The organism is Herbaspirillum sp. SJZ106 (assembly GCF_006715495.1).
Lineage (GTDB): Bacteria > Pseudomonadota > Gammaproteobacteria > Burkholderiales > Burkholderiaceae_D > Herbaspirillum.
This window is the reverse complement of record NZ_VFNI01000001.1, coordinates 1130064-1142923: the sequence shown is the minus strand read 5'-3', so window position 1 is coordinate 1142923 and position 12860 is coordinate 1130064. Positions and strand designations below refer to the sequence as shown.

Below are 12860 nucleotides of genomic sequence, written 5' to 3'. Positions count from 1 at the left end.
AGCAATGCATAGCCCATTCCCCCTGCCGCGCCGCCCGCGCATGATGCTGGCGGCCGTACTCGCCGCGACATCAATGCTGGCCGGATGCGCGTCGCTGTTCCAGCCGCCGGTGGCGCCCGGCGAGGCTGAAGAACAAGTCCTGGCCCGCCTGGGGCCGCCGACCAACGTTTATCAGGATGGCAATACCCGCCTGTTCGAATACGGCGCCGGCGCCTTCGGCCAATACCAGTATATGGCCCGCATCGGCCCCGACCGCCGGCTGGTTTCCTACCAGCAAGTCTGGACCATCGAAAACTTCCGCGCCATCCGGGTCGGCCAGGATACGAAAGAAGATGTGCTGCACCGGGTCGGCCGCCCGACCGAGATCACCCGCTACGCGCGCATCCCGTACGAAGCATGGAACTACGGCTTCAAGGAAAGCGGCGTATGGAATTCGCAGATGACAGTCTATTTCACCGACCAGGGCACCGTGCAGAAAGTGGAAAACGGCCCCGATCCGCGTTTTGACGATTCACGCTTTCCCTTCTGACCCCCGCATCGCCATTCCATCCGCCGCACCCAAGCAAAAGGCCGCAAATGCGGCCTTTTGCTTTTGTCATACTGCGCCAATCACGGCAACAGGATGGGATGATGCCATGCCAGATCAGACCACGGTCGCCAGCGCCAGCGTGAACAGCAGCGCCACCACGGAAACGAGGGTTTCCATCACGGTCCAGGTCTTGAAGGTTTGCGGCACGGTCATGTTGAAGTACTCCTTGACCAGCCAGAAACCGCCGTCGTTGACGTGCGACAGGATCAGCGAACCGGCGCCGGTGGCCAGTACCATCAGCTCGGGACGGGTACCCGGCACGCTGGCGACGATGGGCGCCACGATGCCGCAGGCGGTGGTCATCGCCACGGTGGCCGAACCGGTCGCCACACGGATCAGCGCGGCGACGAACCAGCCCAGCAGCAGCGGCGACAGGTGCGCGTCGGTGGCGATGCCGACGATGGCCTTGGACACGCCGCCATCCATCAGGATGCGGCCGAAACCGGCGCCGGCGCCCACCACCAGGGTGATGCTGGCGATCGGCGCCAGACACTCGTTGGTGAACTTGAGGATCTGGTCGGCGCCGAAACCGCGCGCACGACCGAAAGTCCAGAAGCTGACCAGCGTGGCGATCAGCAGCGCGATCACCGAATTGCCGATCAGGCGCAGGAAGTCGTTGGCGAAGGTCTTGGGCGCGAAGAACAGGTCGGCCCAGCTGCCGATCAGCATCAGCACCACCGGCAACAGGATGGTGAACAGCGTGATGCCGAAGCCCGGCAGTTGGCGATCCTTCTTGTGCTCTTCGACGAACTGTGCGACCAGCGGATTGTCCGGATTGGGGATGACCACCTTGGAAATCAGCTTGCCGAAGATCGGGCCGGCGATGATCGCGGTCGGGATGCCGACGATCAGCGCATACATGATGGTGTGGCCGATGTCGGCGCTATAGGCGGTCACCGCCAGCAGCGCCGCCGGGTGCGGCGGGATCAGGCCGTGCACCACGGACAGGCCCGCCACCATCGGAATGCCCACCAGCACCATGTTGGTGCCGGTGCGCTTGGCCACGTTGAAGGCGATCGGCACCAGCAGCACGAAACCGACTTCGAAGAACACCGGCAAGCCGACGATGAAGGCCACGACCATCATCGCCCAGTGCACATTCTTCTCGCCGAAGGCCTGGATCATCGTATTGGCGATGCGCTCGGCGCCGCCAGACTCCGCCATCATCTTGCCCAGCATCGTGCCCAGGCCCACCACCAGGGCGATGTGCCCCAGCGCCCCGCCGACCCCGGTTTCGAAGGCCTTGACGATATTGCCCATCGGCATGCCCACGGCCAGGCCCAGTACCAGCGAGACGACGATCAGGACGATGAACGGGTTCATCTTGAATTTTGCGATCAGCACGATCAGCGCGATCACCGCCACCAGTGCGTACACCAGCAGCGCGGTTCCTTGTACAGCCTCCATCTGGCTCTCCTCTTCAGAAGGTAAAAACACCTGCCGGCATACGGCTCCCCTGCCGGCTCTTTATTTAATTCGCCAACTCATCTGCATCTGCGGCGACGCATCTTGAACCCGCTGCGCCACCGGTGCGTCGCCGGTCAGCGCTTGAACGCCACGCAATCGACCTCGACCTTGCAGTCCACCACCATGCTCGACACCACGCAGGCGCGCGCCGGCGGGTTGGCGCCGAAGTATTCCTTGAACACCTTGTTGAAGGATTGGAAGTCGCGCGGATCGTCCAGCCAGACGCCGCAACGCACCACGTGTTCCGGACCGTAGCCGGCTTCCTTCAGGATCGCCAGCACGTTCTGGATGGCCTTGTGCGACTGCGCGACGATGCCGCCGTCGATCACTTCGCCATTTTCCATCGCCACCTGGCCGGACACATACAGCCAGCCGTCGGCCGCCACCGCGCGGGCAAACGGCAAATGCTGGCCGCCGGTACCGCTGCCGCCTTCCACACCGAATCGTTGAATGCTCATTACTGCTCCTTTGATAAAAATGAATGCGCCTGCGACAGGGCATCCGGTTTGCGATTGGCTTACGTTCTTGTTGTTCGGATTCCTGCTGGCACTGCTTAATCGTGCGCGAAGGCCTGCCCGGCCTCCGCCGTGCGCGGCGAGCGCGCCAGGAAGTGCCCGGCGCGCTCGCCGGTGGCCTTCTTGTCGCTGCCGCGATAGGCCAGCTTGCCGTTGACCCAGACCGCATCGATGCCGTGCGCCGGCTGCATCGGGTCGGTGAAACTGGCGGCGTCGCGCACGGTATCGGCATCGAACAGCACCAGGTCGGCCCAATAGCCTTGCCGCACGAAGCCGCGCTCGTGCAAGCCGAAACGCAGCGCCGACAGGCCGGTCATCTTGCGCACCGCCGCCGCCAGCGAGAACAGCTTCTGCTCGCGGCTGTAATAGCCGAGCACGCGCGGGAAAGCGCCCCACAGGCGCGGGTGCGGCAACGGGTCGTTGGGCAGGCCATCGGAACCGATCACCGTGGCCGGATGGGACAGGATGCGGTTGACGTCATCGTCGGCCATGCAGTGGTAGACGGCGCCGGCCGGCATCAGGCGCGCGGCCGCGGCATGCAGGTCAAGCTGCCATTCGGCGGCGACCTGCTTCAACATCTTGCCGCCCTGCTCCGGATGCGGCTCGGACCAGGTGACCTGGATATCGTAAGCGTCGGTCACCTGTTTCAGGTCCAGGGTCGACGAACTGGCGGTATAGGGATAACAGTCGCAACCGACGTGCTGATGCTTGCCGGCCAGCTCCAGCGCCTTGAGCACTTCGCCGCTGCGGCCCCAGTTCTCGACGCCGGCGCACTTCAGGTGCGAGATCACCACCGGCACGCGCGCATGCTTGCCGATGCGGAAGGCCTCGTCCATGGCCTCGAGGATGTCGGCGAATTCGCTGCGCAGGTGGGTGGCGTACATGGCGCCGAACTCGGCCAGCGGCTCGGCCAGCGCCAGCACTTCGGCGGTAGGCGCGTTGATGGCGTTGCCGTAGGCCAGGCCGGTGGACAGGCCCAGCGCGCCATGCTCCAGCGCCTCGCGCAATTGCGCGCGCATGCCGGCGATCTCCGGTTCACTGGCGGCGCGGTCGAGGCGGTCCATGTGGTTGTTGCGCAGCGCCGTGTGGCCGACCAGCGCGGCGACGTTGATCGACGGCTGCGCGGCATCGACCGCCGCCACATAACTGGCAAAGGTCGGGTAATGGAAGGCCTCGGACTTGCCCAGCAGGTTCATCGGATCGGGCGGATCGCCCTTGAGGCTCACCGGCGCGGCGCTGATGCCGCAGTTGCCGACCACCACGGTGGTCACCCCTTGCGACAGCTTGGGAAACATCTCGGGCGTGCGGATGACGTTGGTGTCGTCATGCGTATGCACGTCGATGAAGCCGGGCGAGAGCACGCGGCCGCTAGCGTCGATGGTGGCGTGCGCCTGCCAGCCCGACAGTTGGCCGATGGCGGCGATGCGGCCGGCCGTCACGGCGACGTCGGCGGCGACCGGATCGGCGCCGGTGCCGTCAATGACGAGGGCGTTGCGGATCAGCGTGTCGCAACGGCCGGCAGCCGCGGCGGTGGCGGTGGCGGTGGCATTGGAAGTGGAATTGGCAAAGCTCATGTCAGTCTCCCAGCGGCTGGTGGCGATCGCCTCCGCCGCGATGCGTATCGAGCACGTATTTCAGCCGGCGCAGGCGTTCCTGGCTGTTCTCTTTCTGCAGCAGGGCCAGCTCCAGCACCAGCATGTCGAGCGTGACCATCATCGCGTAGCGCGATGATGACGGTTTGAAAATCAGGTCGGTTTCCAGCGTCTTGATCGGCAGCAGCACGTCGACCATCTTCGCCAGCGGCGAACCGAGTGCGGTAATGGCGATCATCTTGACGCCGTATTCGCGCGCCACCTCGCAATTGGCCAGCAGTTCAGGCACATTGCCGGTGGTGGAAAACACCAGCAGCACGTCGTTCTTGTCCAGCGTGGCGGCCACCATCTTTTGCAGCATGGCGTCGTGATAGGTGGCCACCGGGCGCCCTAGGCGCACCAGGCGATAGCGCGCCTCGTCGGACATCATGGTGGAGCCGCCGCCCATGCCGAAACAGTAGATCATGCGGGCATCGCGCAACAGGCCGGCGGCGGCCATCAGCATGTCCGGATTGAGCATGGCGCGGTTGAGTTCCAGCACCGCATGGATATCGTTGTAGACCACATCGGCCAGTTCCGGCGGCTGCGCCGAAGGCGCGGCCTTGGCGCCGTCGAAGAAGCGCTGCCCCACGGCCACCGCCTGCGCCAGCAGGAACTTGAATTCACGCACATCGCGGCAACCCATGGCCTTGGCGAAACGCGTCACGCTGGCCACGGAGACGCCGGCCTTGGACGCCAATTCGCCGATGCTGGCGCTGGCGGCCGACGACAGGTCGCCCAGAATGGCTTCGGCCACTTTCTGTTCGGCCAGGCGCAAGGTGCTGCTGCGCTCGGTGATGCGGGAGACGATGTCGAAAGTGTGCGCCATGAAATCGGGTCGAAGATTAGGGATGCAGGTTGTGCGCCGGGTTGCCGCGCGTTACCTTGCAGCATGTGCAAAATGTGCCGCGGGCGTTTCTTTCAAATAATTTATGTTATTTACTAACACGATTAAAACATAGTAAATTCAAGGGTATTATTACGTCAATCCAATTTTTACAGGAATAATTGCGATGAATGATACAAACTACCAAATTGCTTATCAGAGCGGCATCATCGACCCTGTAAACAAGGGCCTGGGTCCCCTGGAGCAACCGCTGGCGCCGCAACAGGCGGGTGCGGTCAAATGGAACCTGCTCAACGAAGACATCAGCCTGCCGGCCGCCGTCCTTTATGAAGAAAAGCTTGCCCACAACCTGAAGTGGATGCAGGACTTCGTCGGCCAGTACCAGGTGAAGCTGGCGCCGCACGGCAAGACCACCATGGCGCCCAAGCTGTTCAAGCGCCAGCTCGACACCGGCGCCTGGGGCATCACCCTGGCCACCGCGCACCAGACCCTGGCCGGCTACCGCCACGGCGTGCGCCGCGTGATCATGGCCAACCAGCTGGTGGGCAAGCGCAACATGGCGATCATCTCGGAGCTGCTGGCCGATCCCGCTTTCGAATTCTTTTGCCTGGTCGACTCGGCCGATCTGGTCGACCAGCTCGGCCGTTTCTTCGCCGAGCGCCGCCAAACCCTGAATGTGCTGCTGGAACTGGGCCCGGCTGGCGGGCGCACCGGTGTACGCAATGATGAGCAACAAGCCGCCGTGCTGGCAGCCGTCAAGCGTTGGGACAGCATCGCACTGGCCGGCGTGGAAGTGTATGAAGGCGTACTCAAGGAAGAAACGGACATCCGCCAATTCCTGCAGCGCGCGGTGGCCTGCGCCAAGGAACTCGCGCAGCAAGGCCTGCTGGCCAGGCGCGTGGCGCGCGGCCCGGCGGTGCTGACCGGCGCCGGTTCGGCCTGGTACGACGTGGTGGCCGAAGAATTCGCCCAGGCCGACATCGGCGTGCCGCTCGACGTAGTGCTGCGCCCCGGCTGCTACCTGACGCACGATGTCGGCATCTACCGCGCCGCGCAGGCGCAGATCCAGGTGCGCAACCCGGTGGCGCACAGCATGCGCAGCCAATTGCAGCCGGCCTTGCAGTTGTGGGCCTACGTGCAGTCGATCCCCGAGGCCGACAAGGCCATCATCGCGCTGGGCAAGCGCGACGCCGCCTTCGATGCCGGCCTGCCGCTGCCGGTGGCGCGTTTCCGTCCGGGCAGCGACAGCCTGCCGTCGGCCACGCCCGCGCACTGGGAAGTGACCGGCATGATGGACCAGCACGCCTACCTGAGGATCGCCGCCGGCGACGACATCAAGGTCGGCGACATGCTCGCCTTCGATATCTCGCACCCCTGCCTGACCTTCGACAAGTGGCGTCACTTGCCGGTGGTGGACGGCAAGTTCGACGTGATCGACATCGTCCAGACCTTCTTCTGACCCATCCGCAGCCAGCACAGCCAAGAACATGAGCAACAAGATCCTCGCCTACGGCGAAGCCATGGTGGAATTCAACCAAAGCATTTCCCAGTCGCGCAATTACCTGGAAGGCTTCGGCGGCGACACCTCCAACTTCGCCATCGCCGCCGCCCGCCAGGGCGCCGATTGCGCCTACATCAGCGCGGTCGGCGACGACCACTTCGGCCGCAACCTGCTGGACCTGTGGCAGGCCGAAAAGGTCGGCACCGAGCATGTCGGCGTGATGCCGGGCGCCTCGACCGGCATCTACTTCGTCACCCATGACGACGCCGGCCACCACTTCCATTACCTGCGCGCCGGCTCGGCCGCCAGCCGCTACACGCCGCAGCAATTGCCGCTGGACGCCATCGCCGGCGCCCGCGTGCTGCACCTGTCCGGCATCAGCCTGGCCATCAGCGAAAGCGCCTGCGACAGCGGCCTGGCGGCAATGGCCCATGCGCGCAAGCACGGCGTGCTGACCTCGCTGGACACCAACCTGCGGCTGCGCCTGTGGCCGCTGGAACGCGCCCGCGAGAAGATGGTCGAGGCCTTCAAGCTGTGCGACATCTGCCTGCCAAGCTGGGAAGACGTTGCCATGCTGACCGGCCTGGAAGAGCGCGACGCCATCGTCGACCAATTGCTGTCGTATGGCATCAAGCTGGTGGCGTTCAAGCTGGGCAGCGAAGGCTGCTATGTCGCCACGCCCGACGAGCGCCGCATGGTGGCGCCTTATCCGGTGCAAGCCCTGGACGCCACCGGCGCCGGCGACTGCTTCGGCGGCGCCTTTGTGGCGGAGTTGGTGGCGGGCCGCGATCCCTTCAGCGCAGCGCGCTATGCCAATGTGGCGGCGGCGCTGTCGACCACCGGCTACGGCGCGGTCGAGCCGATTCCACACCGTCTGAAAGTCGAAGCGGCCCTGGGGGCCTGTTAACCATTGCGCTTTGGTCGGGTTGCCGGCGCGGCCGGCAACCCGACTTACCTGACTTACCCGAGGCGCTTAGCCACGAACAGCATGCCCGCCACCGACTGCCGGATCTCTTCGCGCAGGATCTGGTCGCTGTCGTGCACCACTTCCATGCCGCTGTTATTCAGATGCCGGCGCACATGGTCGCGGCTGTGCCGATAGCGTCCGCTGGCGTGCAGGCAAAAGCCTGACGGCGCGACGTCCTGCGGCGTGACCGCTTCCACCGTGAAGATGAAATACCCATCCTTGCGCAACGCGCCGGCGACATCGCCGAACACGGCGCCCAGGTCGCCGAAGTAGATCAGGGTGTCGGCTGCCGCCACCAGGTCGCAGGAGCGGGGATGGCGGCTCAGGTAATCGCCGATCTCGGCCTTTTCCAGGTTGGCATAATGCCCGCCGGCCCGCGCCTTCTCCAGCATCTTGCCGGCCAGGTCGACGCCGGTGATCGTATGCGCGAACGGCGCCAGGTAGGGGCCGCACAGGCCGGTGCCGCAGCCGATGTCGAGCGCCTCGAACTGGCGCGCGGGCGCTGCCGCCAGGGCCAGGCCCTGGCCGATCAGGCCGGGGCCGCGGTAACCGAGGCTCTCCAGCAGGTTGGATTCGAAGGTGTCGGCGTAGCGGTCGAAATGGAATTCGACATAGCTGTCCGAAGCGCGCGCGGGCACCGCCTGCTGCGAACATGCGGCCAGCATGTGGGCCGCGATCGGATTGTCCGGCTCCTCCTCCAGCCAGGCGCTGTAAGCCTGTGCGGCTTCCTGCAGGCGGCCGAGGAAATAAAAGGAAATCCCCAGCATCTGCCGGGACTTGCCTTCCAGCGGCGGCAGCACGTAGGCGCGGCATTGGTAATGGGAGGCCTGCATCTTGTCGCCGGCGGCGTCGTAGATATTGCCCAGATGCAGCAAGGCGGGGACGCATTCGGGATCGATCTCCAGCACGCGCAGGAAAGATTGCGTGGCCTCCTCCGGCTTGCCTTGCTGCAGTTGGGCGGCGCCGAGGTTGCTCCAGATCGTGTGATCCTCGGGCGCGATGGCCAGTGCATCGCCATAGGCCTGCTCGGCCTCATCGAAACGCCCGAGCGCGAACAGCACATTGCCGAGATCGTTGTGCCAGCCGGCATCCTCCGACTCCAGGGCGCAGGACAACATCAGCTTTTCGACGGCCTCGTCGTGCCGCCCGACCTGGTGCAGGTAAATGCCCAGATAATGCAGCGCGGCCGGGTGGATCGGATCCTGCTCCAGCACCGCCTCATAGATGGCGGCGGCCTCGTCCGCCTGCCCCGCCATGTGGGCATCGATGGCTTGCTGCAGCGAGACGGGCGGCGCCGGATGGTTGTCGGAAAGCGGCTCTGGCGATGGCATTGAAGATCCCTGGACAGTGGTGGCAATGTTGCTCCAGTGTACAACCTCTTTACGTTTTCTTTACGCATGTAAACGCCACATGCCATGCAAGCCCGGCGCCAGAGATGGCGGCAGGCGAAAAAAAGCCGCCCTCATCGAAAGCGGCCTGGGGGAAATGCAGGAGTAACGCGCTCAGGCTGCCAGGCTATGCCCGATCTGCCCCAACTGGCGCAGCGCCTGGTCCAATTCACGCGTGAAAGGATGGCCACAGCAGATGCGCAGGAAATGTCCGTAGCGGTTGGAATTGGAAAAGATCGCGCCAGGCGATACCCCGACGCCCTGTACCAGCGCCTGCTCGAACAGGCGCTGCGAGCACACCTGCGAGGGCAGTTCCACCCACATGCCGACGCCGCCGCTGGGCACGGTCATGCGCGTGCCTTCGGGGAAGTAGGCGGCGATCGATTCGGCCATGCGCTCGCGCTGCTCCTTGAGCAGTTCGCGCAGACGGCGCAGGTGGCGGTCGTAAGCCGGGCTGGCCAGGAAATCGGCGGCCGTGATCTGGGTCCACTCCTCGTTGGCGCGGGTATGGGTGAACTTGAGCATCATCACCCGCTCATGCCAACGGCCGCCGTTCATCCAGCCCAGGCGCATGCCCGGCGCCAGCACCTTGTTCAATGAAACGCAATAGATCACATTGCCGCTGCGGTCGCGGCTCTTGAGCGTCGAGGGCGCCACGTTGCCGTCGGCCAGCTCGGTGTAGGCGTCGTCCTCGATCAGCGGCAGGCGCAATTCTTCGCACAGGCGCACCAGCTTGTCCTTGTTGGCGTCGGGCATGATGCAACCGAGCGGGTTCTGCAGGTTCGGCACCACCACCACGGCCTTGATGTTGCCGTAGGTGCGCACCGCCAGTTCCAGCGCCTCGGACGAGATTCCCGTGAGCGGGCTGGTCGGGATCTCCAGCGCGCGCATGCCGAGGTTTTCCAGCGCCTGCAACAGGCCGAAGTAGGTCGGCGACTCCACCGCGATGGTGTCGCCCGGGCCGGCGACGGCGCGCAACGCCAGGTTGAGTGCCTCGATGCAGCCGTGCGTGACCACCACCTCGTCGGCATCGATGCGCATGCCGGCATTGAGCGCGCGGCGCGCCACTGCCTGCCGGAACCCCTGGTTGCCGTTGTGCGGCATGGCGCTGGTGAGCAGCTCGGGATGGTCGCGCAAGGCGCGCATGGCGGCCTGCTTCAAGGTATCGACGGCATAGAGCTCGGGCGCGCAGGTCATGCCGGACAGGTCGATGCGCGGTGCGCACTTCTGGCGCAGCGCGATGTACTTGGAGACCTTTTCGTGGATGCCGACGTATTGGGCCGGATCGATCGCCATCAGGCTCTTGGGCTCCTGCACCGGGCGGATCGCCGAGCGGCGCGGCTGGCGCACGAAGTAACCGGAACGGGGGCGCGCCTCCAGCCAGCCGCCCTCTTCCATATGGCGCAAGGTCTGCAAGGAGGTCGACAGGCTGACCTGGTGCTGGCGCATCAGGTCGCGCACCGATGGCATGCGGTCGCCTGCCACCAGGGTACCGGCCTGTATCGCGCCCTGGTAATGCTCGGCCAGCTTGCGGTACAGCGGCATGCGGGAAGCGGCGGCATCGGGAGGATCCGAAACCGTCGCATTGGCCAGTGGCGGCCGGGTATCTGTAGGGTCGGGAATAAGCAGGCTGGTATCCATAACAGCATCATCTTCTTGCGGCAAAAACCAGAACAGATACAGAGTATTCGAAAAAGAACGATAACAGATTCAAAATCCATCGCCTGTTACGGCACAGTCTGTTTTTTCCTGTGCCTGTTGCGCTTTTGCTGCCCTCCTTAGACTTCAATCACCTGTTCAACGCCTCGGCGAGATGTGGGCGCGATGTGGAACAGGCTCCCGGAACCCAACAGACAGAGGAACATCATGCAAAGCCCGTGGCAAGCCCCTACTCCCGCCGACTACCCGCTGGCCAGTCAAACGGTCAGGCTGGCGCGCGGCCAGACCATGCAAGTGTGGCTGCCCGCCGGCAGCCTGGTGGTGAACAACGCCCCGGCGGCACGGGTCACCCAGGCGCCGCAATGGCTGTTCGACCAACTGGTCGAACAACGCAGCGACCTGAGCGATGGGCAAGCCATGGCGATCGAACACGCCGGCTGGGTGGAAATCACGGCGCCGCAGGGGGGCGAAGTCCTGTGCCTGCGCCCGCAAGCGCAGTCATGGCGCCAGCGTCTGCAGTCGGCATGCAGGCGGCTGCTGAACTGGGGGCAGCGGACTGCGCCGGCCGGCCAGTGACGTTCTGGGCGGCGGGAAACATTTCCCGCCGTCAAATAAATTCCCGTCGCCAAGCCACTCGGCGTAGCGCGTTGGGACAGAATGCATTTCATCGACAGGCATGAAATGAGTTTTACATATTTGCGCAAATACTTTGCCCCAGGAACCGAAGTTACTGCAGAGATTTCCGCAAAACCATTACACTTCCGTCATCCCTCAAAGATGAAGTGTTATGCAGAACGACCATTCCTCCAGTGCCTCCCCGGCTTCCCGCAATCCTGCCCAGGCGTTGTCCGAGCAGGAAACTTTCGACCTGACCCCAGTCTCCCTCTGGAAAGAAGACTACAGCGGCATGAAGCGCCTGTTCGACGAATGGCGCGCGCAGGGCGTGACCGATCTGCAGGCCTACCTGAAAGAAGACATCACGCGCGCGCAAGCCTGCGCGCGCCAGATCCGCGTGGTCGACGTCAATCGCCGCACATTGGAGTGGTATGAGGCGCGCGACCTGGAACATCTGGTTGCCAACCTGGACAAGGTGTTTCGCGATGACATGATCGACACGTTCATCGATGAGCTGGCGCAGCTATGGGAAGGCAAGCTGAACTTCTCGAGCTACACGGTCAACTACACGCTGGGCGGCAAGCGCCTGGATATCCAGCTCTCCGGACGCATCATGCCCGGCAGCGAAGAAAGCTGGGATTACATCCTGCTCGCCATCGAGAATGTCACCGAACGTGAGACCGCGCGCAAGAAGCTCTCGCGCAGCGAAAACTATGCGCGCGGCCTGTTCGAGTATTCGCCGATCTCGCTGTGGGTGGAAGACTTCAGCCAGGTCAAGCGCCTGTTCGACGACCTGCACCGCATCGGCATCACCGATTTCCGCACCTTCACCGATGTGCATCCGGAATTCGTCGAGCGCTGCGCGCAGGAAATCCGCGTCATCGACGTCAACCTGCAAACGCTTTCCATGTTCGGCGCGCCGGACAAGGCGACGCTGCTGTCGCGCCTGTCGGATATCTTCCGCGACGACATGCATCATCATTTCAACGAACAGTTGCTCGAACTATGGAACGGCAACCTGTTCCATCAGCGCGAAGTGGTGAACTATTCGCTCAATGGAGACCAGTTGTACGTGCACCTGCAATTCTCGGTCTTCCCCGGCTACGAAGACAGCTGGGGACTGGTGCTGGTGGCGCTGACCGACATCACCGCGCGCAAGAAGGCCGAAGCCTACCTGGAGTTCCTCGGCAAGCATGACGAACTGACCAAGCTGTACAACCGCGCCTACATGGTCGAGGAGCTGAACCGGCTGGAGCGCAAGGGCCCCTTCCCGGTGAGCGTGATCGTGGCCGACCTGAACGGCCTGAAGCAAGTCAACGACGAGCTCGGGCACGCCGCCGGCGATGCCTTGCTGCGCCGCGTGGGCGAAGTGCTGGCCAAGGCGGTGGACCGCCCGGGCAGCGTGGCGCGCACCGGCGGCGACGAGTTCGCCATCTTGCTGCCGGCCACCGACGAACGCAACTGCGCCGCGCTGCTGGAACATATCCAGAAGCTGGTCGACCTCAACAACCAGTTCTATTCCGGCATCACATTGAGCCTGTCCATCGGCGCGGTCACTTCCATGCCGGGCGAACGCCTCGAACACGCGGTGCAACGCGCGGACGCGCTCATGTACGAGGCCAAGCGCCAATACTATGCCGGCACCCCGGGCCTGGAACGCCGCCAACAGCCGGACTGAGCC

Annotated in this window: 11 protein-coding genes; 5 read left to right on the top strand and 6 right to left on the bottom strand. The window is 64.2% G+C overall.

Annotated features, from left to right (window positions below):
* Window positions 1-4: 4 nt before the first annotated feature.
* Window positions 5-529, top strand: coding sequence for a hypothetical protein (locus FB598_RS05020; RefSeq protein ID WP_141913268.1), 525 nt, complete (start codon window positions 5-7; stop codon window positions 527-529).
* 114 nt (window positions 530-643) lie between these two features.
* Here FB598_RS05020 and FB598_RS05015 read toward each other — a convergent pair whose 3' ends face one another.
* The 4 genes from FB598_RS05015 to FB598_RS05000 form a co-directional block, all read right to left on the bottom strand.
* The gene (locus FB598_RS05015; RefSeq protein WP_141913267.1) at window positions 644-1996 is read right to left on the bottom strand and encodes a GntP family permease; all 1353 of its coding nucleotides are present in this window, start codon (window positions 1994-1996) and stop codon (window positions 644-646) included.
* A 134-nt stretch (window positions 1997-2130) separates the two neighbouring features.
* Entirely contained in the window at window positions 2131-2514 is a 384-nt protein-coding gene (locus FB598_RS05010) for a RidA family protein (protein WP_050468372.1), read from the bottom strand.
* Between the two features lie 95 nt (window positions 2515-2609).
* Window positions 2610-4145: an amidohydrolase family protein gene (locus FB598_RS05005; protein ID WP_141913266.1), complete on the bottom strand. Its 1536-nt coding sequence runs from the start codon at window positions 4143-4145 to the stop codon at window positions 2610-2612.
* Between the two features lies 1 nt (window position 4146).
* Complete coding sequence (locus FB598_RS05000; protein ID WP_141913265.1) at window positions 4147-5031, bottom strand: MurR/RpiR family transcriptional regulator; 885 nt, start codon at window positions 5029-5031, stop codon at window positions 4147-4149.
* Window positions 5032-5215: 184 nt separating this feature from the next.
* On the opposite strand from FB598_RS05000, the gene FB598_RS04995 reads away from it, so the two are divergent.
* Window positions 5216-6508 (top strand): amino acid deaminase, encoded by a 1293-nt coding sequence (locus tag FB598_RS04995; RefSeq protein ID WP_141913264.1) that lies wholly within the window; start codon window positions 5216-5218, stop codon window positions 6506-6508.
* Window positions 6509-6536: 28 nt separating this feature from the next.
* Complete coding sequence (locus FB598_RS04990) at window positions 6537-7457, top strand: sugar kinase (RefSeq protein WP_141913263.1); 921 nt, start codon at window positions 6537-6539, stop codon at window positions 7455-7457.
* 53 nt (window positions 7458-7510) lie between these two features.
* On the opposite strand, the gene FB598_RS04985 is transcribed toward FB598_RS04990, so the two are convergent.
* Both FB598_RS04985 and FB598_RS04980 read right to left on the bottom strand, forming a co-directional pair.
* Window positions 7511-8848, bottom strand: a complete 1338-nt coding sequence (locus FB598_RS04985; protein WP_141913262.1) for a tetratricopeptide repeat protein — start codon at window positions 8846-8848, stop codon at window positions 7511-7513.
* Window positions 8849-9019: 171 nt separating this feature from the next.
* Entirely contained in the window at window positions 9020-10546 is a 1527-nt protein-coding gene (locus FB598_RS04980; protein WP_370454626.1) for a PLP-dependent aminotransferase family protein, read from the bottom strand.
* 225 nt (window positions 10547-10771) lie between these two features.
* Between FB598_RS04980 and FB598_RS04975 the strand changes: the two genes are divergently transcribed.
* The gene (locus FB598_RS04975; RefSeq protein WP_141913261.1) at window positions 10772-11140 is read left to right on the top strand and encodes a hypothetical protein; all 369 of its coding nucleotides are present in this window, start codon (window positions 10772-10774) and stop codon (window positions 11138-11140) included.
* Window positions 11141-11351: 211 nt separating this feature from the next.
* Entirely contained in the window at window positions 11352-12857 is a 1506-nt protein-coding gene (locus FB598_RS04970) for a sensor domain-containing diguanylate cyclase (protein WP_141913260.1), read from the top strand.
* The last annotated feature ends 3 nt before the right edge of the window (window positions 12858-12860 follow it).